We start from the raw sequence: 23341 nt of genomic DNA on the forward strand, positions 1-23341 counted from the left end.
TTTTGGTCTGCCCTAATAAAGTATGTGCTTTGGAGATGAAAAGGTCATAAAAAGCAAATTTTATGCCAAATATGTGATTTTAATGTTTTTAGAAAAAAATAAGAGCGAACTCTTACTTAAGATTTAAAAAATATCTCCATTGCTGCAAAAATATAGTCCAAAATAATTTTTCAGTATAGTAAGTTACTTGAAAGCAATGAAGATGATGCTGTAATAATAAAATTGGCCTCTTGAAAATTTCGGATTTGTTTAGACGAAGCAAATACTGCTGTTTGCGCATTCTTGGTTTTTTTGGCAACTTCAAAAAACTTTTCTAGATGTTTATTGTCAGCTCCAGAAATAAAGAATACAACTAAATCATTATTATTAATTTTATATGCACTGCTATCATCAGTTAAAAAGCTTGGATTATAAATGCGTGTATTTTCTTGGTATTTAACAATTAAACTATGAAAAAACTGGGCTTCATTTCAGCAATTATAAGCAGAGACAATATGAACAGTTTGAGCAGTCTTAATATTTTTTGCTATTGTTTCAATATCGCCCATAACTTTATCTAAATCTGCAATTGTATTTTTTAGTAATTCATTAAGTGATGATAAATCATGAACTTCAGAAACATATGAAGGTTTAACATTTTCACATTCCACTTGTAAACGTAAAATTACTTCATTATAACCTTTGCAATCGACTTTTTTAGCAAATTTTGTCAGAGTTGCCTGACTTATAAATAGCTTTGATGCCATTTCTTTAGAAGATAAGAACTTTTTTTGTAAGAAGTTTTCAAAAAGTTGAACTGCAATATTTTTATTTAATGATTCTTTAGTTTCATCTTTAATAACAACTATTTTATTAATTATTGAGTTCATACAAAACTTCTCCTTTATATAAAAATTATACTTAATGTTTTTAGAAAAAAAGTGTTTTAAGTAAATAAATGTTATTATTAAAAAAATAGAAATGAGAGTTATATTTATATGGAAAATTTTAAAAATTATGCAAAATCTTTAAATATTGAAAAAACCAAGTTTGTTGGTCATGAAGTGTCAGAAGCAGACGCTCAGATCTTAAAGATATTTACCGAAAATCATGAAGAAACTAATTCTTTAAAAGGTCTTGGATTTGTTATTTTTAATCAAACCCCATTTTATGCAATGGGTGGTGGTCAAGATAGCGATAAAGGAACTTTATCATTTAATGGAGTTGAATTTGAATTAGAAGATGTTCGTAAAGATTTAATTTATGGATACTACATTCACCAAATTAATACCGGAGATCAAGAACTAAAAGTCGGTGACCGTTTATTTTTAAAAATTGATCAAACATATCGTGATCGCTCATCAATTAACCATTCAGCTATGCATACAACATGACAAACAACTTTAAATGAAGCCGGTCATTACATTGAAGAGTTGGGAAGCAAATTAAACGATGAAAAGTATCAAGTTCAATTTGTTGTTGATGAAGCAATTACGGAAGAACTAATTTTAAAAGTTGTTAATAAAATTAATAATGAAATAATCCCTCAAGATATTAAAGTAAATATTTTTGAAGTTACCCAACAAGAAGCAATTGAAAAAGATTATTTATTTGAATTTACTAAACTTGTTGGTGACGAAATGGTGCGTATGGTTGAATTCCCGGGAATTGTTATTGAACCATGTAGTGGAACTCATGCTAAAAGCACTAAAGAATTATCACAAGTTTGGTTTTTAGTTTATGATAAAAACTCTAAGCGTATTTTATTAGAACTAACTACTAATGCTGAATATGCAACTAAATTCTTTAATGAAAAGTTAATTGACCGTTTTGAAGAAATTAAAGCTTTTATTAAAAAGGGTTATGACAATGGATTAACTTATGATTTTTCTGAAATAACAAATCGTTGTGAAGAATTAGTTAAAATTTGAAATCCTTTATCAGTCAAAGAAATAAATTTATTACATAACAACGTTACACTAATTGTTAATAAATATTTAAAAGAACGTGAAACAGAAATGATTAAAAATTTTGCTTCTCAAGTATTGCCTTTTGAAATTATCAATAATAAATTTAAGCTAATTACTTTGACTGACGAAATGTATACTAACAAAGTTTTAATGGCTAAAGCATCACAAGAAGCTAATGAAGATGCTGAACACATTATCATTTTAGCGAATAAACATCAAACAGGTGCTAACGTAGTTATTATTCGTAATAAGAACTTAGATATCGATCTTAAAGAATTTAATGCAAATGTAATCATTCCTCAAACTACTTTTAAAGGTGGCGGGACTAACTCAATGATTCAGCTTGTTTCTCAAAACTCTGAAGATATTGAAATTCTTAAAAATCTTTTAAAATAAAAATGTGCCTAATTGGGCACATTTTTTAAATAGTTTTAGCATATTTAAATCATTTACGCTTAAATCATCTAATCGCATAAATAATCGATCTTGAAATTGGATCCAACGAAATCACTAAATAAATTAAAATCAAACCAACTCCCGGTGTTCCAATAAAAGTTAAGGTAATAATTCATGGTAATGCAACCATTCCAATAATCATTGTGAAAATTGAAATCATTAACGGAACTCAAAGATCTCCAACTGACCATAATGCTCGTAACAGGGTCATGTTTACTGTATCGAATAAGCATTTAATGAAAATAATTGCATATAAGTAAAATCCATAATTTACAATTAAGTTCTTTGGAGTGTTATATGCCAATAGCAGCGGATATATTAAACTAAAAATGAATAACGATAAAATCAATTGAGCATAAATCGCGACTTTTCAGCAATCTACTCCTGCTCTAAAAGCTCCATTCAAATCACCCTCTCCAATTTTTTTGGCAACTAAAATTGAAGTAACCGTCGCCACTGCTTGTAAAAATGTTGTTGAATACTGAATTATTGCATTAATACTTCGATGCAAATTTAAGAGATTATCAATTGTTTGTTGATCTTCACTTAAGTGCCCAATGGCACCATTCATTGCAAAGTTGCAGACATTTCATAAGCCTATTTCTAAAGTTATTGGTAATCCGATTTTGATTGTTTCAAAAGCAAACTTGCTGTTTATCAGTGTTTTAAAAGTAGCCCCACGATAATCAATATACTTAAAGTTAATCACAATCATGTAAACCATTTGGACAAGCCCTGCAATTGGCATTGCAAATGCGGCTAAGACGGGATCTATCTTTAAAATATACAGAACCATACAAACAACAAAGACATCAACTATATTTGAAATAATTGCTCCAATTGCAACATGTCGTTGCTTTTTGAGAATTTGTAATCCCGCAATATATACTTGTGCAATTGACAAAATAAATAAATTTAAAACAATAATTCTAAAGTACAAACTCGTAAATTGAAGGTTTGTATCATATTGATGAGTTGAGCCCAAAATACTTTCGTTTCCAGCACCTAAAAAAACTAATAAGCTATTGGCAAAAATTTGCATTAACAAAATAACAAACAAAGAAATAATTACATTAACTACTACTCCAGTTGTAATTACTTTTGATAATTCTTTTTGTCTTCCTTGCCCGTATAAATTTCCTCCAACAACAAGAGTACCTGAAGCAATTAACGATGGAATAAACTGTATCGTTGTAAATAATAATGTAGCTCTATTAATCGACGCTAGATACAGTCTTTCATCGTATCAACTAAACAGCAGGACATTAATTTGAGCTATAATTGCGGCAAAAAATAATTGCAAAAAAATATGTCCGGTTAGGGCTAAAATTTCTTTTCAATTATTTGGATAAAAGCGATTTTTTCGAATAAAGTTAAGATTATTTTGTGTATTGGTTTCAATGTTAGTAGTCATAAAAATTCCTTTAAAAATATAATACCTTTTTTGCAATAAAAAAGGGACACAAGGCCCCGTTTTATAACCATTTTTTAAATAACTTAAGATATAGTATTTTTCAACCGTCAAACATAAATAGCGCAACAAACCATGTTGACAAAATCATTAAAATTCATTGTCAATTTGATCTTGCCAAATCAAAGATGATTTCTGTTCCAGGAATCAATGGTAAGCAAAAAGCAATTACCGCAACTGTTGTTAAACAAATTGTTGTTGGTTTAGCCGGAAATTCTTTAAATCATGGTTTAAAGTGATTACACATAACTAAACAGAATACTACATTTGTTATGGTATCTTCTAGTCAATACATCGCTTGAAACTCTAATAGTTTAGATTCATAACCAGGAACTTGTTGACGAATATCACCAATAATTCCTGGATGAGTAACTAAACCAATCATCAAAATATTAAAAATTGCAATTATTTGAAATAGTACACCATTCCAAATAGCAAAAGGAATAATTGACTTAGTATCTCATCTAACTGGCTGTTCTACATAACGAGCATCTAAATTATCAGAAATAATTGAAAACTGCACGGCATTTAAAAGTAAGTTTTGAATTAACAGTTGAATTGCGCTCATTGGTTCATGATTAATAATAAACATTCCCAATAACAATTTAAATGTTAACGAAATTGCACTAGTGATTTTAAACTTTACAAATTTCATCACATTCATTAGGGCTTTACGGCTTTCATGAATAGCAATTGAAATTGATTCAAGATCTCGTTCTTTTACCAGTAAATTAGCACAATTTTTCCCAAAGCTATCTGAAGAGGTTGTTGTAATACCAATATCTGCTGCTAATAATTGATTGGCATCTTCAATATCTTTTCCTAAAAATCCAACTGTGGATTTATTCTTTTGCAAAACTTCAATTACTTTAACTTGAGCTCGCGAATCCATATTATAAAAAAGATTAACTTTGCTCAAGCATTTTGTTAATTGTGAATCACTTAGTTGATAAATTTCTTCAGCACTAAGACTCTCTTTAATGGTGTAATTTAAGGCCTTAGCAATTACATTGGCATCATCTAAAGAACCACGAGTAAAATACTTAATATGGACTTTTTCCTTGCGAATATTTTTTATAAAATTTTGTGAATTAGTTTTGGTTTTAATTTTATAATTGATTAGTCCAACAAAGGTATAGTTACTTGAAGTTATTCGGCGTTTTTGAAGATCATCAAGTGGTTGAATTGCGACTGCTAATGATTCAATATGATTTTCTAATAAATCAATAAAAGAAGCTTGAATTTGATTTCGCTTACTTGTAGTTAAATTATAGTTAAGATCATTGTATTTAAAATAGCGACAACGATTAAGAATATCAGAACGTGGTCCAATTAAAATTGCTAACTTATTGCCTTTTAAGTCTTCTACAATAGTGGTTTTAATATTATTTATATCTGCTTCATAACTTTCAATAAACTTATAATCTCGCTTCACTTGCAACTTAATTTGCTCATATTCGTCAGCTTGTTTCAGAATTTTTAGTTGACGTTCATCAATGACTATTTCATTTTTTAAACCTAAAATAGCCATTGCTAAGGCATCAAGGTTTTTTTCAAAATAAACATCTGTAATTGATTTCAATTTTAATTCATTTTTTAGAAAAACTGATTCAAAGTCAATTGTTAAAACGTCCATTGAACCAATATTTTGAGCAACGGAAGTATCACGAGAAGTGATTTCTTTGGCACTTAAATTTTTACGAACCCTTGCAAAAGCGGAGGCTAAAATTAAGGGTAATGCGTCAGGGGCAAGCGCTACAGCAATTGCCATCGCAAAAATCATCGCTTCAATTCACACAAATGGATTGCTAAATCCCTTTTGCAGTCCCGTTAATCCGGATGCTAATAAAAAGATAATCGGTACAAAAATAACTATTGTCAATATTAATATTTTAGTTACCTTACCAATTTGCTGATTAAATGTTGTATCTGGTTTATTATCCACTTGAGTTTGTTTTTTATGACCAAAATATGTTTTGCTACCTGTAAATAAAACAATCGCTCAACATTCACCACTTTTGACTTGTGATCCTCGATATAAAATATTATCAAGTTTGAAAATATCTTTACCTTTGTAAAAATTTTCTGAATCTTTGGTAATTAATGTACTTTCTCCAGTTAATACTTGTTGATTAACAATTAAGTCATTTACATAAATAATTTGACAATCAACTGGGATAATATCTCCTTGAGCAAAATAAACAATATCGCCTTTATATATTTTTTCATTTGGAATTAGCGATAAACTGCTTTTAAAATTTTCAGCGTCATTAACAATTTCTTCAAGCAGTTTAATTTGAGGTAGATTTCTTAAAACCTTAACTCGATCACGCTGCTTGGAAATAATTTTTTGATTATTTCTATAAATTGAATATGAATTTCAAAGTTGAAACCCTGTTGAAGAACTTATTAAAAAGATCACTAAAATTCCTCCCGCAAGAGAAGCATAGTCTTTAGGGTTAAGTGCAAACATTAAAAAGTTATAAAAAATAATTAGCAGCAAGATAATTGCAAAAACATCGCGCAAAGATTTAAATAGGTTTTGAAAAAACTTTCAATTGTCATTTTTAGAACTAAACTTTTTCTTATTTTGAAAATTAACAAATTTTGTATTTAATACAGTTGAGGGACTATTAAGTTTTTTAAGAGTTTTTTCTGGTTGTTGATTTGCGTAAGAAATAATTTTTCTTTCGTTTGATCATTTCGGTATTCGAAAACTTTTAGGTACTTTTTTAGTGGCGCTTTTTTTCATCTTTTATCAATCCTTATTTCTATTTAAACACATTATAGAAATAATGAAACTATTTTTCATAGGCATTATAAAGTTTAATAAAATCTTCAATTCCGATAACTTCAGGTCTTAAAGTTTTATTAATTGAAACTTCATCTAATAGTTGATGAGCTTGTTCTTTATTTGTAGTTAATGTTGAAAGATTATTTAAAATCGTTTTTCGCTTATTATTGAATAATTTTCTAACAAAAGCGATAAATTTATCGCTATTTTTAACTAATTTTAAATTATCAGTTTTAAAGGTTAACGAAATAATTGCTGAATCTACTTTTGGAATTGGTCTAAACATTCCCTTATTAACAGTGAATTCATATTTTTTATTAGCAAAAAACTCAGCTGCTATTGATAAGTTATTATAATTGTTTTCCCCTTTATTGGCGCAAACTCTCAACGCAACTTCTTTTTGCATCATAAACACGGCTTTTTCTAAATATGAATGTATTTTAAATGTTCTAAATAAAATTTCACTTGTAATGTAATAAGGCATGTTAGAAATTAGAGAAACTTTTTGTTCAGGATAAGCGCGATGTTGATTAATTAGTTTTTCAAAATCTACTTCTAAAACATCAGATAAGAAAAATACAAAATTATCATCTTTAATTTTGCTTTTTAAAATTGGCTCCATATCTTGATCAATTTCGATTGCTATAACTTTAGAAAAAGTTTTAACTAGTTTCTTAGTTAAAGCTCCAGTTCCTGGTCCAATTTCAATAATTAATTGATCGTGATTTTCTCCTAAAGTAGCAATAATTTTATTAATTAAATTTTCATCACTAATGAAATTTTGTCCAAACTTTTTCTTTGCCTGTATTTCCATTTTATTCTCCTAATATCGCTTTGATATCTTCTACATTTAAACTAATTCAATTTAATCACTTAAATAAAGTTTTTGAACTAATTTGTTCATTTCAACCATACTTTTTACAAATTACCATGCGGTTATTTTTTAAGTAAAAATCATTATTTAAGTATTCACTTCAACTAAGAGATTCTTTTGATTGGTCAAATATAATCAAATCATTTAAAGCTTGTTTAATTGCTGCTTCACTAGCTTCAGCAATACCAATCTTTTTACTACTAGAATCAATAGCAGTTTTTTCAATAAACGCATTGGCCACCTTAGTGCCTAAAAACCCAATAATTTGCTCACGAATTTTTTTACCTGGTCCATCTGGATCTGTAAAAATAATTACGCCAGTTTGTTGATTAGCTTTTTTAATAAATTCTAAAGTTTGTTGATTTAAACTTAATCCTTGTGTTTCGATTGTTTTTAAATCTTCACCATAAATATTTTTAAGTTTTTGCGTATCAGTTTTACCCTCGACAATGATTATTTGTTTGATTTTTGCACCATTCATATCGTATTCCCTTTTTAAGTACTTATAAAAATGTTAAATTATTATTATATTATAACAATCAAAAGGGGTAAATTATGAGTATTAAAAGAATTGGAATTGTTTTTGGTGGTGAATACACAAGAATTATTTCTAGCGAAAACGGAACAATTTATGATGATTTATCGTTAGTCTGTTGAAATGACTTAACAACTGAAGTTGTTGTTATGGGTAAAGACGCTAAGAAAATGATTGATCGTGTTGATAAACCTTTACGTGTTGTAGCACCTTTAGAAAATGATGAAGTTCAAAATTTGGAAATCTTTAAAGATATGGTTAAAGTAATTTTAGATAATTTTAAAGATCATATGGAAGGTGCTGAGTTAATTATTTCTGGACCGACAATTGAGAATGAACAAGTTCAAAAAATTATATTAGATGTTATTAAAAACTTTAAATATGAATCAGTTGAATTTGTTCCTCGAATTTTCTTAGCAGCCGTTGGAGCTAACACTGATATCGATGATGAATATGGAACAGTTATTTTAGATATTGATTATTATAAAGCAACTGTTGCAGTAATTGCTGAGCGTGAAGTTTTGGCTTATAGACAAACAACATTTGCTGAAAAACATTTAGACGATTTACTAATTCAAATTTTAAAAGAAAACTTTGGACTAGTAGTAGAACAAGAAATTATTGAAAAAATTAAATGATCACTTGGTTCTGTAATTAAGTTGCGCGATGATTTAGAATTAATTATTAATGGGCGCGATATGATTACAAACGAACGTCGTACTGTTACAGTAAGTGATTCTGAATTTAAAAAAATTTTCACACAAATTTTCACAAGTTATAAAGCGCTTGTGACTTCTGTACTTGAAAGTTGTCCAATGTTTATTCGAACAAGTGTTATTAAAAACGGAATTAAAATTACTGGTGAATTAGCCGGAATTATTGGTGTTAAAGACTTCTTTGCAGATTTCTTTGATGTTCCTGTAAAAACTGCCAAAAATCGAGGATATGCAATCATCGATGGAGCATTGAAATATAAGAAAATTCAATAAGCCGAAAACTAAAGTATTAAAAAATCTTTTAAGTATTGAAAAAGTGGCTGCAATGTTTGCATGAGCTTTTGTACTTAAAAGATTTTTTATTATGAAATGTAGAATATTAATAGCCAATGATATTTATAATAAAAAGCTTCCTAAGTAATTTATTACACAAACTAATTTCAAGTTTGTGCTTATTTAAGAAGCTTTTTATTAACTTTTTATTAATTTCCTAAATAAGTTGGTAAAACAACTTGTTTTAATTCGTCACTTGTTTGTTTACAAATAATAACTGGTCTTGTTGGATTAACAAATTGTAACTTAATTGGTTCATTATCAAATGTCTTTAAAGCATCTAATAAAAATTTTGAGTTAAAACTAATAACTAAGTTTCCTGTTCCTTCAAGTTTGAAGTCTGTAAACTCTTCTTCATAATTTCCCACTTCAGAAACCGTTGATTTTACGTAAATACGGTCATTTTCAATGCGAAGGTTAATAATCTGTGGCAGACCATCATCATTTGGCAAATCGGCTCTATTTAAGGTCTTTAAAAGCTTTTTAGACTCTACAAAAACTACAGTTGCAAATTCTGTTGGAAAAGCAGCACTTACATTAGGAAATTGTCCATCAATCAAATTTGATTGAAATAGTACATTGTCAATAACAAAGGTTACATAACCATCTGAAATAACAACTTTTAATGTTTTAGCATTCTCAACTAGTTTTGGTAATTCCAATAATGTTTTGTATGGAATTGTAATATTAATTTCTTCTGGCTGTTTTTCTGGTAAACTAATTGTCTTTTGACTAATTCGGAATAAATCTGTTGCTGAAAAAACGACTTTATCTTCAACAACATGAACATTTAGTCCTGAAAGAGATAATTTTTTACTTCATTCATCAATAGAAATTAATGTTTGAGCCAAAGTACGTTTGAAGTCATGACCGTCCAATTCTAAAATAGTTCCCTTTTCTCTAAAACCTAAACTTGGATAATCTTCAGCATCTAAAATATTGATATTAAATTCTGAAGAGTTTGTTGAAATACGCAATTCGGAATTTTCAACTGCTGTAAAATTCACAAATTGATCATCAAGTCGTCTTAGCATCTCAATTACATAACGTCCCTTAATTAAAATTTTTCCTGGCTCATTAATATCTAAATCGGCATTGCTATTTGTCAAAACACTCTTAAATGACAAAATAGTGTTTGTTGAAATGATTGTTAGTTTATCCATTGTTAGTTCTAAAAAAATTCCGCCAATTGTAGGATTTGGATTTTTTGTATCTAATATCTTATTTGCTTTAAAAATTTCTTCTAGTAAAATTGCTCTATTAATTGAAAATTTCATTTTGTATACTCCGTTTTAATTAAAAATATTATCTCATATTTAGTTAGCAGATTTAATAAAATCTTAAGATTTATATTTGTCTTTTCCCGCGTATTTCTTATTACATTACTATACTTTATTAGTATTATAGTGTGGAAAAGTGGATAACCTTAAAAACCTTAGAATGCATATAGAAATTGATCAAAAGTTTTCCCATAAAAAAAACTAAAATCCTATTTCGATAAGATTTTAGTTTTTAAAACTTCAACGACTAATTTGAAATTTTTATCAGTATTAATTAGATTTTCAATTTTATTAACTGCGTTGATAACAGTTGTATGATCTTTACCACCAAATTCATTACCTATTTGAGACAAAGAATGATTTAAAATGTTTTTAACTAAGTACATTGATAAGTGGCGAGCATTAGCAATATTAGCCGTACGAGCTTTTCCATCAATTGACTTTACAGAAACACCGTACTTTTCACCAACAATTTCTTTAACTTTCTTGACATTTAAAATCCCTAAATTTGCAGTAGAAACATCTTTAAATAAACTTGAAATAACATCCATGTTTATTTCTGCAGATGGTTCGTTTTGAATTCCTCAAAAACTAATTTTTGAAATTGATCCCTTGATCTTACGGACATCATCAGCATAGTAAGTTGCGATATAGTTTAAAGCTTCATAAGAAATTTGTTGTTTAACACCTTGCATTTTAATTTCGGCTTTAGTGATTAAAACAGCAGTTTCAAAATCTAAAGTTTTAATTGAGGTTGTTAATCCCATATCAAAACGGGTAATAATCCGCTTATCAAACCCATTTAAATTATCCGGAGATTTGTCACTAGAAAACACTAGTTGTTTATTATTTTCAATAAAGTGATTAAAAATTGTAAAGAAAATTTCATTAGTCTTTTCTTTTTTTGCCAAAAACTGGATGTCATCGATTAAAAGAACATCGTATGACATAAGTTCTTCTTTAAAAGCTTCAATAGCATCGTGGTCTTTGTATAAAACATCAACAACCCGTTTGATTAAAGACTCACTTGATAAAAATAAAGTCTTTAATTCAGGCTTTTTCTCTGATATTTCGTTATAAATTGCCTGCAATAAATGTGTTTTTCCCAAACCAGAATCACCATAAATAAATAAAGGAATATATTGTTTTCCGGGATTATGTGCAATCATTTTTGAAGCAAGAAAAGCTTGCTTATTGCTTTCACCTTCAATGAAATTGTCAAATACAGCAGAATATTTTTTGGTAGGTATTTTTGTTACTGTTTTTGCAGCAGCAATTTCTTTAAGTTGCTTTTGATTTTCTTTGTATTGAGCAGCAGTCATAAAATTAAAAATTACTAAATGACCTAAATGTTTTTTAATTTCTTTAACAATAACGTCTTTTAAAGGAGTAATAACTCTAATAGCGAATTGTGATTTAACAACTAAGTTATATTCGTTTTGATCATTTCTAACTAACTTTGCAGTTGTGATGTAGTCATTGTAAACTTCTTCATCAACAATTTCGCTGGTTGAAAGTGACTCTTTAATTTTTAATCATAATTCAGTTTCATTCATAAAGTTATTCTCCTAACGTGTTTAGATTATAAAATAATTAACAGGTAAAAACTTTTAAAATGTTAATAAAATTGTTTTTGCTAACAGATTAATAAGACTAAGTTTTTAGATAAAATAGATTTTTCCAAGTCCGATTCTTATTTTCCACTTTTCCACATTAGACGTTTTTTATTGGGGAAAACTTTTGTAAAAAAAACTTTCTGGGGAAAAGACATCATTTATTTAAAATTCCTAATTCAAAACAAAGAGTTTTCATATATAATATTTATTGAAATTGTCTAAAAAAGGAGGATTGACGAAACTTATGAAAAGAACTTGACAACCATCAAAAATTAAAACTGCTCGTACTCACGGTTTCAGAGCGAGAATGGCTACTAAAAACGGAAGAAGAGTAATTAAAGCTCGTAGAGCTAAAGGTAGAGCTAAATTATCTGCTTAATGCTTTAGATAGAAATCTTGATGAAGAACAAAAGAATTATCAAAGGAAACTTTGATTTTCAAAATATAATCTCTAAACAAAGAACCTTAAAAAATGTTTCTTTTGTTGTATATTTTGAAAAAACAGAAAACAATTTCTTAGAATATGGAATTAGTGTTGGTAAAAAAATTGGTAACGCTGTTATAAGAAATAAAATTAAGAGACAAATTAGAATGATGATCAATGACATTATTCAAACAAATAACGGTGACAAAAATTTCCGAATCGTTATTATCGCTCGAAAAGCAATGTTGGAAAAAGATTTTGAATTTAACAAAAAAGCTTTAACCAAACTAATTGAGCAACTTAAATAGAAAGGGGTATAACCTTTTGTATAAAGCAAATAACAATGTTATGAGTTATCTTAATCCACAAAAAATGGGTAAAGGTAAAGCTACAAAAAAAGAAATCTTATTAAAAGTTTGAAAATGAACTAAAATTTTAGGGTTTTTATTCATTATTATCTCTATGCTATGAGGATGTGTACAAATGTACCAATCTGAATACATGGTGCAAGAAATTTTAGATATGACAGGTAATAAAGTTATTACCCCCGGAGTTTCATTTGAAATTGCGATTCGATCATTAGGAGACTTACCTGGAAAAGACCATATTATTATTGGTAATGGGGTTGATGCTTCTGAATACGGTTACAATGTTATTACTAGTTGGGGAGAAGCCTTCAGTAAAACTGGATCTCCATTTTATGGATTCTTCGTATATCCAACAGCGTTTGTATTAACAGGAATCATTAAAGGATTTGCTGGAACACTGCAACCAGGATTTAGTAATAGTGAACAAAGTAAATACGGAGTTTCTGTATTCTTTGGAATCTTATTTACTGTGGTTATTATTAAGTCAATAACTTTAGCATTTACATGAAAATCACAGAAAAATCAGATTAAGATGCAACAAATGCAGCTAAAACAAGCGGAAATTCAAGCAAAATATAAAGATAAAAAAGATCAACTTTCAAAAAGTAAACAACAGCAAGAAACAATGGCGTTGTATAAAAAAGAAGGAATTTCTCCAATGTCATCAGTTGCTGGAGGATTTGCTTCAATGCCGTTCTTATTTGCGATTTACGCAATCGTTAGATCAACAAGAGCATTGAAAGTTGCCAATATTGGTCAAATTTCATTGGTTGCTAAACCTTGAGAACAAGTAACAAATGGAAATTGAATTTACTTTACTTTATTAGCAGTTTACTTACCATTGCAAATTATTTCGATGTTGTTACCAACATTGTTGCAATACCATAAACAAAGAAATATTACTTTGACTGAAGCTCAAAGAAAAGCACGTAAAAAACAATTAATCTTACAATTAGTAATGATGGTTGTATTCATCTTCATTGTCGCATCTGTTGCGTCAGGGGTTGCAATTTACTGAATTATTTCTTCAACATACCAAATTTTCCAAACACTTGGATTCCATGTTTATAACCAAAAACATATTAAAACTGGAAACCGAGAAAGAGAAAGAAGACTTCGTCAACAAGCGAAACAAACAAAATAATAAAGAATAGCGCAAGCTGTTCTTTTTTTGTATAAAATATTTGTAATAAACTAGAGGTGCCAAAATGAAATGATTTTTTACAGATTTTGATGGAACATTAAGAAATTCCCGATCAGCTAAAGTGGAAATAACTGACCAAGATTTGGAATTTGTGAAAACTTTACAGAAAGATGGTCACAAATTGATTGTAGCTACAGGAAGACCGTACTCATCAATTAGTAAGCATGTACAGACTGTCTATGACTTATATCCAGACTTTTATATTTGTAATGCAGGAGCAACAATTAATAGTCAAAATGGTGAAGTTTTATATACTCATGAATTTGAGAAACAACAGCAAGATTTGATAACAAAACAACTAATAGAGTTAGAAAACGAAATTACATCAGTTATTTATGCCACTGCTAATAACGAGAATATGTTATTTCATAAACAATGAGATAGTGAAAAAGCAAAACTATTTATTGATATGCAACCTCAAGATCAAGAAATTGATACATTGTTTGACAAAACATTGATTTGTTTCAAAATTCTATGTGACAAAAAAACTTGAAGTAAAATTACTCAATGACTAAGTAAACAATCTTTTGAAGTTAATTTAACTTCAAATAATGTTGAGGGGTTAACATTTAATGAAATTCATCCCCAAGGGATTAATAAAGGGAATGCCATTCGTGTGTTACAAAAGCAATTTGATTTTAAAGATGAGGATGTAATTGTAGCTGGTGATGATAATAATGATATTTCAATGTTCAACGAGTTTTACGACAATTCATATATTGTTGAACAAGAATATAACGCTGAAATTCGACAACTAGCAAAAACTGTTATTCAGCAAATAACTGAAATTGAGATTAATAGGAATGAGTAATAAAATGGCAAAATGATTTTTTACAGATTTTGATGGAACATTAAGAAATTCAAGAAATAAAGATTTGAGTTTAAATCCGAAAGACCATCAGTTTGTTTTAGATTTTATGGAACAAGGTAATGTACTTACAGTTGCGACAGCAAGACCATATATGCAAATCAAAAACTTTTTGAAAAAGCATTATAATTTAGTTCCTGATTATTTAATTTGTAGTAATGGAAGTTGTGTTTATGATAAGACTGGAAAACTATTGTATGACAATCCAATCCCTCAACGAGAACAAAATGAACTATTTAAATTATTAAAAAGTTTTCATGAACATCTTATTGGAGTAATTTATACAACAATTGATAAGGAAGAAGTTCTTTTTCACAAAACTTGAAATGAAGAACTGCGAGATGCTTATTTTGGAATGATGCCAGAAAATGATTCATTGGAATCGTTAGAAAAGCAGGCAATTTTATCAATGCGAATCATTGTTGATGAAGTCCTTAAAGAAAGGATTGAAAAACTGGTTGAAAAGTTTAAATCAACAATTGGATGTTTTATTTTTAATTTTGCTGATGGTATTTATATTGACATTACTTGTATCAAGACGACTAAGGGACAAGCAATTCGTGAATTACAACGATTTGTAAATTTTGCTGATGCTGATGTAATTGTGGCTGGTGATGATGTTAACGATCTTTCAATGTTTGAAGAATTTTATGAAAGTTCTTATCTTGTTAAGCAAGAACGAAATGAAAGTTTTCGAGATCGAGCAAAAAAAATAGTTGACCAAATACATGAAATTGAAGTCGAGTAATTAAAATGATATAATATTTATGCCGTAATAAAGATAACGTCTGAATTGGTCAGGACCGGAAGGTAGCAGCTATAAGGATCTGTGTCTTGTATTGCGGTTTTTTTGTGAGGTAATTATGAAAGAAAGTATGTTTGAACAATTAATGTCAACAGCAAAATTAGCATTGGAATCTGAAGATATTCCAGTTGCTGCTATTGTAATTGATGACGCTGGTAAAGTTGCTGGCGTTGGTTTTAATACTCGCAACAAGGAGCAAAATATTGCTTGTCATGCAGAAATTAATGCAATTAATCAGGCCATCAAAACTACTGGTAATATTAATTTGTCAGGTTACAAAATTATCTCAACATTAGAACCGTGTGAAATGTGCTATGGAGCAATTAAGCAAGCAAAAATTAAAAAAATTAATTTTATCTTGAGTAACGCAAAATTTGGAATTAATAATATTTATAGCATCAATGATATTGATATAAAACTGATCAAAGTTGGAACTAATCAACAGGAAAATGAATATCAAGAATTGTTAGAATCATTTTTTAAAAATAAACGTTAAAGAACTGAGAATATTCTCAGTTTTTATCTTTATATCTCAAAATATCAAACATTATAAATGATAAAATAATATGGAATAATGAGGAGGACTTATGATAGAAAATAAAAAATCACTGTATCGAACATATCGTCCCTCAACTTTTAAAGCTTTAGCAGGACATAAAAATGTTGTGGATATTTTAGTCAAACAGCTAAAAGAAAATAAGATTTCACATGCATTGTTATTTGCAGGTCAACGTGGAACTGGAAAAACATCAGTGGCAAGAATTTTTGCAAAAAGTGTCAATTGTAGTAATTTAATTGATGGTTTTTGTTGTGAAACATGTGAAAACTGTTTGTCAGCAAATAATAATTCAGCACCAGATATTTTTGAAATTGATGCAGCTTCAAATAACGGAGTAGATGAAATTCGTGGAATCAAAAATAATGTTGCAACATTGCCAGTTTTAGGAAAATATAAAGTTTATATTATTGATGAAGTACATATGCTAACTAAAGGAGCTTTTAATGCGTTATTAAAAACTTTGGAAGAACCACCAGCACATGCTTTGTTTATTCTAGCAACAACTGAGTATGCCAAAATTCCAGCAACAATTGTTTCTAGATGTCAAACTTTTAATTTTCAAAAAATTGATAAAAAATCTTTAAAAGATCGTTTGAAGTTAATTTGTAAAGAAGAAAATTATCTTATTAGTGAAGAAGTGTTAGATGAAATTTTCTACTTGTCGGAAGGATCTCTAAGAGATGCTTTGAATATATTAGAACAATTAATGATTGTAAATAATACAGAAATTAATATTGAGAGTTTAAAGGCAATATTTTATATTGCAACTAAGCATGAAAAAATTGCAATTATTGAAAGTATCATCAAAGGTGAAACAGAAGCAATTATTAGCTATTTTGAAAAAGCTGATGGTCAGGGGATGGACTTTGATGTATTTGCTTTGAGTCTAATAGAAATTATTAAAGAAGTTATTGAATACAAGTTAACCAATAATTTAGAATTTTTAAGAATTTTGGAAATAGATGATTTAAAAGTAATTAAAGAAGCATCGTTAGAATCAATGTTTAAATTAGCAGATAATTTAAGTGAGGCATATGCTAAAACTAAAGGAACAACTGTTAATTTTAATTATTTATTAATAAGTCTGTTGAAATCGGTTGGAACTGTTGAACAAAAGAATCAAGCAAATCAATCTGATCAACTTGTAGAAAAAACAGCAGAAATTAATATTGAAGTTGAGAAAAAACAAGTAGCAGAAGTTAAAACAACTGTTAACGACGAAATCCAAAACTCAAATTCAAATGTAACTGTCAGTCAAAAACAAACTTCAGTCACTGAAGAAAAACTTCATGCGGAAACAAAGATAATCGAAAAAACTGAAACTAAGGAAACAGAAAAAGTATCAAAAGTTGATGTAGAAGTTCCTGAACGAAAAGTACAGAAAATTGAGAAATCTACTGACGAGAAAGAAAGAATTTTTGAGGATGTCAAAAGTCCAGTAGTCACGCTTCTTTCAGAATTAGCAAATTTACAAAGTTTGGAAATTCTGAAAAATAGTAACCAAGAGGCACATTCGGTTGAAATGTCTAACATAATCAATTTATTAGTAGGTGCTAAAAAAGATTTACGAGATTTAATAGAAAACAAAATTAGCAGTTGATTTAAAACTGAAGATGGCACAAAATTAGTGCACCCAGAAAAAGCTGCGCTATTTTCCCCATTCTATAAAGTCAAAGTTGTAGCTGTATCAAATAAGGAAGTTTTGATAAGATGCGATGATATTGCTCAAGCAAAATTGCTATGTTTAAAATTGGAAAACAAGCAGTTTCGTCAATTAATTTTTAAAGAGTTTAATAAGGAATTTGTCATTTATCCAATTGATGAAAATAAATGAGAAGATGTCAAGATTGAATTTAAGAATTTAAAAGTAAAAAATAGTTTGCCAAGTTATCAAGAAATTAATGTAACTGATTATTATGAAAGTTTAGCTAAAGATAAATTAGAAAAAACTTTAAATGATGATCTGATTGAGGGTGCAGCAAAAATCTTTGATTTAGAAGAAATAGAAATAGGAGAATAAGATGAAAGAGTTTTTATTTGATGAATTAGTTGAAAAACTTCGAAAAACTGAAGGATTAACTAAAAAAACTACAGAACGTATGTTGACAAAATTAATTCAAAATGAAAACGCTTTTGAAAATTTTTTAACTAATCTTCAAGAAGTAAAACAAAAGATTACAATATGTGAAATTTGTTTTTATTATAAAGTCGAAAATGTTTGCCCAATATGTAGCGATAGTTCTAGAAATCAAAAAGTAATTTGTGTTGTTAGCACACCTTTGGATGCTAAAAATATTGAAAGTGTCGGTAAATACAAAGGAGTTTATGCAATCTTAAATGGAGAAATTAATTTAGCTAAAAACGTAACACCCGATAAATTAGAAATTGAAAAACTTTTTGTCAGATTGGATTCTGAAAGTGAATTAATTTTGGCACTAAATGCAACTTTTGAAGGTGAAGTAACAGCTAATTTTATAGCTCAACAAGCAAAAAAACAAAAAATTAAAACTACAAGAATTGCAAAAGGAATTCCAATGGGGGGAAGTCTAGATTATATGGACGAAAGTACTTTGGAAAATGCTATTTTAAATAGAAAGAACTATGAGGGCTAAAATATGTTTATTACAATTGAAGGAATGGATGGATCTGGTAAAACTACCGCGATTGCACCGATTAAAGAATGTTTAGAATCATTAGGTTATAAGGTTTTATTAACTAGAGAACCTGGTGGTCATAAAGTATCTGAAGAAATTCGCAAAGTTATTTTAGCTGATTACAGTGAAGGTATGCATCCTTGAACTGAAGCATTATTGTATATTGCTTCAAGAAAAGAGCATATTGATAAAGTGGTAGTTCCAGCATTGCAACAAGGTTATGTAGTTATTTCTGATCGTTTTATGGATTCAACTAGTGCATATCAAGGAAATGCTCGTGGATTAGGAATTGCAAAAGTTAATGAAATTCAAGAAATTGTTTTGGATGGATGTATTCCCGATTTAACAATTTATTTTGACCTAAATATGGAAGAAGCTGAAAGAAGAATTAATAAACGCCCGGAATTAAAAAATCGTCTTGATCGTGAAAATTTAGATTTTAAGCTAAAAGTTAAAGACGGATATGATCAACTAGTTAAAAGTTTCCCAAATAGAATTAAAGTTATTGATGCCAATTTAGGAATTGAGGAAGTTCAACAACAAACTAAAAAAATAATTGTTGAAGCGATTGAAAAATGAAAAGTACAGACTTAATCGGACATTTACGAAATCTCTATAAAGAGAATAATTTGTATAGTTCAATAATTCTCAATTCTAAAAAAAACGAGACTAATTTAGAAGTTGCAGATGAAATTATTCGTAATATATTTTGCATAGAGCACTTAGAAGCTCAAAAAAGTTGTAATAATTGCCAAAGAGTCATCATGCATAAAAATTTAGATATTATATATATAGGTGACGGGGCAACCGCGATTACTAAAAATGAAGTCCAGACTGTTATTCAAAAAATGTCAATGACGGCATCAGAAAATAATGGTAATAAGGTTTATGTAATTGCTAATATTGAAAACTTAAAAGTTGAAGCAGCAAACTCGCTTTTAAAATTTTTAGAAGAACCACCGGCCAGAACTTATGCATTCTTATTATCCAATGATCGTAGTAAAATTTTGCAGACGATTAAGTCAAGATGTAAATTATTTGTTATTCAAGATAATCAGGAAAATTTTGAGAATAATATTTTTGAAAATATTTTGTTTTCAAAAAACCAAAATAGTTATTTATTAGCTGCCCAAGAACTTAAAAAAATCTCTAAAAAAGATTTAATTATGATGGTTGAAGAAAGTTACTCACGCACAGTTATTAAAAACTTTCCAAAATTTGCGGAAGCAACTTTACTACTAATTGAAGATTTGAAATATGTGGTCAATCCAAATTTATCGATTGATAATTATTTTATTACTATAGCAAAGGCGATCTAATGAAAGTACTAAACGAAATTTTAGGATATAAAAACCTGCAGCTTTATCAAGATAGTGAAATGTTTAATTTCACATTAGATAGTATTTTAGTTGCGCGTTTTGCAAATCTTAGCAATAAACGCACAAAAATTGCTGATTTTGGAACTAATAATGGAGTCATACCATTAGTTATTAGTAAGTATACTAAGGCCTCAATTATCGGAGTTGAAATTCAAAAGAAAGCAGCAGACCTTGCCCAAGAAAATGTAGTTTTAAATAATTTACAAAAACAAATTACAATTGTTTGTGATGATATAAAAAACTTTGCAAAAATTAATCATGATTCACTGGACTTAATTATTTGTAATCCACCGTTTTTCAAAATGGATGGTAAGCCCAAATTACGGGAAGTGAGTGAAGCAGTTGCAAATGCTCGACATGAGACGTTAATAACTTTGGACGAAATCGTTCAATCAGCAGCGTTGGCTTTAAAAAATGGTGGTGTTTTTACACTAGTTCATAGAGCTGATCGAGCAGGAGAAATAATTGCTACGTTTACAAAGCATCGAATTGTTCCGAAGCGGATTCAATTCGTGCATTCAAAGATTGATCAAGCGGCTAAGACTATTTTAATTGATGGTGTTCTTAACGGAAATTTAGGAACAGAAATCTTGCCACCGTTAATTGCGCACAATGACGATGAAACTTACACTAATGAATTGCTAACTCTTTTTAGAGATTAGGTCTATACTTTTTGCTAAAAGTAAGTCTATAACCGAAAAATAAATTGAAAACCATAAATTGTAGATTTGAATTAGAATAAAACCTTTTTGTTATATAAATATTGTTGTTAATTATTAATACTAAAGAGTAAAGGCGGCCAGTTTTATATGGAAATTCAAAAAATCATATCAAAAATCAAATTATTTTCACAAGATACTAACAGTAACTATGCATTGACTAGTAAAGTTATTTTAGAAAATATGGAAACAGTAGTATCATCAAGTATTTCAAAAGTTGCTCAAATGGCATATACTTCATCAACTTCGATTACAAGATTTTGTCAGCAAGGATTAGAACTTGATGGATTTGGTGAGCTACAAACAATTATTAAATTATACTTAAAAAACCAAGAATCACGTATCATTCATGAAGAAACAACTAGGAATGAAAACACTAGTTATAAGAGTGATGAATGGATATTTAATGAGACCATTTGGGCATTAGAAGAAACTCGAGAATTAATAAATGATGTTGAGTTAGAAAAATCAGCAAATGAAGTTAAAAAAGCTAAAGTAATTGCAATTATTTCATTTAATAACGGACTTGATATTTTGTCCGAAATTGTTAATAAGTTATCGATGGTAGGATTACCTCCAGTTGTGATTCAACAGCGAGAAGTGTTAGAGCATGTTAGTGATATATGCGATGAAAATTGATTATTTATTGCAGTTACATACTTTGGAGAACGTAAATTTGTTGCAGAGTCACTTGCAAAAATAAAACAAAATGGTTCAACAGTAGCTTTAATATCAATCAATCATCAAAATGATTATGTTAAATATTCTGATGTCTGAATTCAATTTTCAGGAATTAATGATAGTGATCCTTTACAAATGACCAGATATTCAACTATTTCAGCGTTACTATACACATTTCAAATGTGCTTTATTAAAATTCTGCGTCATGACCCAGAACGATTTAAAAAAATTTATCGAAAATGCAAGATTGATGTACCAGAATTGGAAGTTGAACATGAATGTGACGATGAATGTGAAATTGAATGTGACAAAGCGATTCAAAAAGAGGAGCAAACTTCAGTTGAAAATGAATTGACAAATCAAACAGTCAAAAAAGAATCTGAGTAATATTTTAAGGAGCATGAGCATTTCATGTTCTTTTTTGTTTTAAAAATCCTATATTATTAAAATATAAAAGGAGAGGGCTAAATGATAAATTTAAATAAAAGTGAGCAATATTTGGTTGCTGTATCAGGTGGTCCTGACTCAATGTTTTTATTAAACAATATTAAAAATTATAAGATTGTTGTGTGTCATGTTAATTACCATTTTCGAGAAGACTCGGACAGAGATCAAAAAATTGTTGAAGCTTTTTGCCAAAAACATGGCATTAAGTATGAAATTTTAAATATAACGACTGATTATACAAAACTCAAGCAAAATTTCGAAGAATTTGCACGAGAAGTTCGCTACAACTTTTTTACTGAAATTGGAGTAAAGTATAAAATTAGTAATTTGTTAGTAGGCCATAATTTCAACGATTTGGTAGAAACTTATATTATGCAAAAACAACGCCAAAATAACGTCGATTTTTTCGGACTTCGCCCAGTTACAACTTATAAAAATTTGACAGTAATTCGCCCAATATTAAATTTAGTAAAAAGTGAAATTATTAAAAATCTTGAAGAAAATGGCATTTCATATGCAAATGACATAACAAATTCAGACACTAAATATTTAAGAAACTCAATTCGTAAGGAATTAACCGAAGATAAATTTGCAGCCTATCGTCAACTAATTGATCAAGAAAATAAAGAGTTAGAGTTATTAAAGAACGAAGTCGATTTTTATACCTTAAATAATCTCAGTGCTGATGAACTAATTTTGCAGCAAAAGCTTTTTAACTTTAGTCAAGAAAAGATTCAAAGAATTATTTTCAAGTATTTTGCAATTTTAAAAAAAGGCTTTTTATTACAAAAACGAAAACACAAAACAGTCAATGAAATTGCCCAACGAATAAAATCATCAACAAAGCCATTTTGAAAAATTCAGTTGAATGAATTTTTTTTAGTGAAAGATTTTGATCGTTTGTACTTAGTTCCAGTTGAAGCCTTTAACTTTAAAACAGTAGTAATTAATTCGAAAGCGGATTTACATTTAGTAGAAGAATTTATTAACTGATTAGAAATTTTTAATGCAATAAAAAGTGATGGAGAGTCATACCCATATGTTGTTTCAAATGATTATGAAACTTATAAACAAATAACAACGGTTGGTTTTGCTAAAACTAATCGCTATTTGATTGAAAATAAAATTCCTTATCGAAAGCGAATTTTTAAAGCTGTTGTTTATCAGCAAAATGAACGACGAATATTAAACAAAATGACGAGATAACAA

Annotated in this window: 22 protein-coding genes and 1 other RNA gene; 16 read left to right on the forward strand and 7 right to left on the reverse strand. The window is 28.7% G+C overall.

Going from position 1 to position 23341, the window contains the following annotated elements:
- Positions 1-116 precede the first annotated feature (116 nt).
- Positions 117-869: a MurR/RpiR family transcriptional regulator gene (locus L872_RS0103705; protein ID WP_027063491.1), complete on the reverse strand. Its 753-nt coding sequence runs from the start codon at positions 867-869 to the stop codon at positions 117-119.
- Between the two features lie 108 nt (positions 870-977).
- Here L872_RS0103705 and L872_RS0103710 point away from each other — a divergent pair, with 108 nt between their 5' ends.
- Positions 978-2345: an alanine--tRNA ligase-related protein gene (locus L872_RS0103710; protein ID WP_027063492.1), complete on the forward strand. Its 1368-nt coding sequence runs from the start codon at positions 978-980 to the stop codon at positions 2343-2345.
- A gap of 25 nt (positions 2346-2370) precedes the next feature.
- Here the strand turns inward: L872_RS0103710 and L872_RS0103715 are convergent, their stop codons facing one another.
- The 4 genes from L872_RS0103715 to rnmV all read right to left on the reverse strand — a co-directional run bounded on the left by L872_RS0103715 (position 2371) and on the right by rnmV (position 8025).
- Positions 2371-3819, reverse strand: coding sequence for an MATE family efflux transporter (locus L872_RS0103715; protein ID WP_027063493.1), 1449 nt, complete (start codon positions 3817-3819; stop codon positions 2371-2373).
- 61 nt (positions 3820-3880) lie between these two features.
- Complete coding sequence (locus L872_RS0103720) at positions 3881-6628, reverse strand: P-type ATPase actuator domain-containing protein (protein WP_027063494.1); 2748 nt, start codon at positions 6626-6628, stop codon at positions 3881-3883.
- Between the two features lie 49 nt (positions 6629-6677).
- Positions 6678-7484 carry a 16S rRNA (adenine(1518)-N(6)/adenine(1519)-N(6))-dimethyltransferase RsmA gene (rsmA, locus tag L872_RS0103725; protein WP_027063495.1) on the reverse strand — a complete coding sequence of 269 codons (807 nt, stop codon included), beginning with the start codon at positions 7482-7484 and terminating at the stop codon, positions 6678-6680.
- A 1-nt stretch (position 7485) separates the two neighbouring features.
- A complete protein-coding gene (rnmV, locus tag L872_RS0103730) occupies positions 7486-8025 on the reverse strand; it encodes a ribonuclease M5 (protein WP_027063496.1) in 540 nt (179 codons plus the stop codon).
- Positions 8026-8099: 74 nt separating this feature from the next.
- Here rnmV and L872_RS0103735 point away from each other — a divergent pair, with 74 nt between their 5' ends.
- On the forward strand, positions 8100-9068 hold the full coding sequence (locus tag L872_RS0103735; RefSeq protein ID WP_027063497.1) for a rod shape-determining protein: 969 nt from the start codon (positions 8100-8102) through the stop codon (positions 9066-9068).
- Between the two features lie 209 nt (positions 9069-9277).
- Here the strand turns inward: L872_RS0103735 and dnaN are convergent, their stop codons facing one another.
- The gene (gene dnaN, locus L872_RS0103745) at positions 9278-10405 is read right to left on the reverse strand and encodes a DNA polymerase III subunit beta (protein WP_027063499.1); all 1128 of its coding nucleotides are present in this window, start codon (positions 10403-10405) and stop codon (positions 9278-9280) included.
- A 212-nt stretch (positions 10406-10617) separates the two neighbouring features.
- Positions 10618-11964, reverse strand: coding sequence for a chromosomal replication initiator protein DnaA (dnaA, locus tag L872_RS0103750; RefSeq protein ID WP_027063500.1), 1347 nt, complete (start codon positions 11962-11964; stop codon positions 10618-10620).
- Positions 11965-12268: 304 nt separating this feature from the next.
- Here dnaA and rpmH point away from each other — a divergent pair, with 304 nt between their 5' ends.
- The 14 genes from rpmH to tilS all read left to right on the forward strand — a co-directional run bounded on the left by rpmH (position 12269) and on the right by tilS (position 23338).
- Positions 12269-12403, forward strand: coding sequence for a 50S ribosomal protein L34 (rpmH, locus tag L872_RS0103755; RefSeq protein ID WP_027048299.1), 135 nt, complete (start codon positions 12269-12271; stop codon positions 12401-12403).
- A 20-nt stretch (positions 12404-12423) separates the two neighbouring features.
- Positions 12424-12756, forward strand: a complete 333-nt coding sequence (gene rnpA / locus L872_RS0103760) for a ribonuclease P protein component (RefSeq protein WP_027063501.1) — start codon at positions 12424-12426, stop codon at positions 12754-12756.
- Between the two features lie 40 nt (positions 12757-12796).
- A complete protein-coding gene (yidC, locus tag L872_RS0103765) occupies positions 12797-13960 on the forward strand; it encodes a membrane protein insertase YidC (RefSeq protein ID WP_027063502.1) in 1164 nt (387 codons plus the stop codon).
- Positions 13961-14024: 64 nt separating this feature from the next.
- Positions 14025-14831, forward strand: a complete 807-nt coding sequence (locus L872_RS0103770) for a Cof-type HAD-IIB family hydrolase (RefSeq protein WP_027063503.1) — start codon at positions 14025-14027, stop codon at positions 14829-14831.
- Positions 14824-15636: an HAD-IIB family hydrolase gene (locus L872_RS0103775; protein WP_084340197.1), complete on the forward strand. Its 813-nt coding sequence runs from the start codon at positions 14824-14826 to the stop codon at positions 15634-15636. The genes L872_RS0103770 and L872_RS0103775 overlap by 8 nt, the downstream gene beginning before the upstream one ends.
- Positions 15637-15655: 19 nt before the next feature.
- Positions 15656-15739: signal recognition particle sRNA small type (gene ffs / locus L872_RS05020), an RNA gene on the forward strand.
- Between the two features lie 12 nt (positions 15740-15751).
- Complete coding sequence (locus L872_RS0103780) at positions 15752-16189, forward strand: nucleoside deaminase (protein ID WP_027063505.1); 438 nt, start codon at positions 15752-15754, stop codon at positions 16187-16189.
- A gap of 91 nt (positions 16190-16280) precedes the next feature.
- Positions 16281-18272 carry a DNA polymerase III subunit gamma/tau gene (dnaX, locus tag L872_RS0103785; RefSeq protein WP_027063506.1) on the forward strand — a complete coding sequence of 664 codons (1992 nt, stop codon included), beginning with the start codon at positions 16281-16283 and terminating at the stop codon, positions 18270-18272.
- Between the two features lies 1 nt (position 18273).
- Positions 18274-18864 (forward strand): recombination mediator RecR, encoded by a 591-nt coding sequence (gene recR / locus L872_RS0103790; RefSeq protein ID WP_027063507.1) that lies wholly within the window; start codon positions 18274-18276, stop codon positions 18862-18864.
- A 3-nt stretch (positions 18865-18867) separates the two neighbouring features.
- On the forward strand, positions 18868-19500 hold the full coding sequence (gene tmk / locus L872_RS0103795; protein WP_027063508.1) for a dTMP kinase: 633 nt from the start codon (positions 18868-18870) through the stop codon (positions 19498-19500).
- Positions 19482-20225, forward strand: coding sequence for a hypothetical protein (locus L872_RS0103800; protein WP_027063509.1), 744 nt, complete (start codon positions 19482-19484; stop codon positions 20223-20225). Before tmk ends, L872_RS0103800 begins: the two co-directional genes overlap by 19 nt.
- Positions 20225-20947 (forward strand): tRNA1(Val) (adenine(37)-N6)-methyltransferase, encoded by a 723-nt coding sequence (locus tag L872_RS0103805; protein WP_027063510.1) that lies wholly within the window; start codon positions 20225-20227, stop codon positions 20945-20947. The genes L872_RS0103800 and L872_RS0103805 overlap by 1 nt, the downstream gene beginning before the upstream one ends.
- Positions 20948-21094: 147 nt before the next feature.
- A complete protein-coding gene (locus tag L872_RS0103810; RefSeq protein WP_027063511.1) occupies positions 21095-22072 on the forward strand; it encodes a MurR/RpiR family transcriptional regulator in 978 nt (325 codons plus the stop codon).
- 81 nt (positions 22073-22153) lie between these two features.
- Entirely contained in the window at positions 22154-23338 is a 1185-nt protein-coding gene (gene tilS, locus L872_RS0103815; RefSeq protein ID WP_027063512.1) for a tRNA lysidine(34) synthetase TilS, read from the forward strand.
- Positions 23339-23341: the final 3 nt, after the last annotated feature.

The sequence above is a fragment of the Mesoplasma seiffertii ATCC 49495 genome (genome assembly GCF_000518725.1).
Taxonomy (GTDB): Bacteria; Bacillota_I; Bacilli_A; order Mycoplasmatales; family Mycoplasmataceae; genus Tullyiplasma; species Tullyiplasma seiffertii.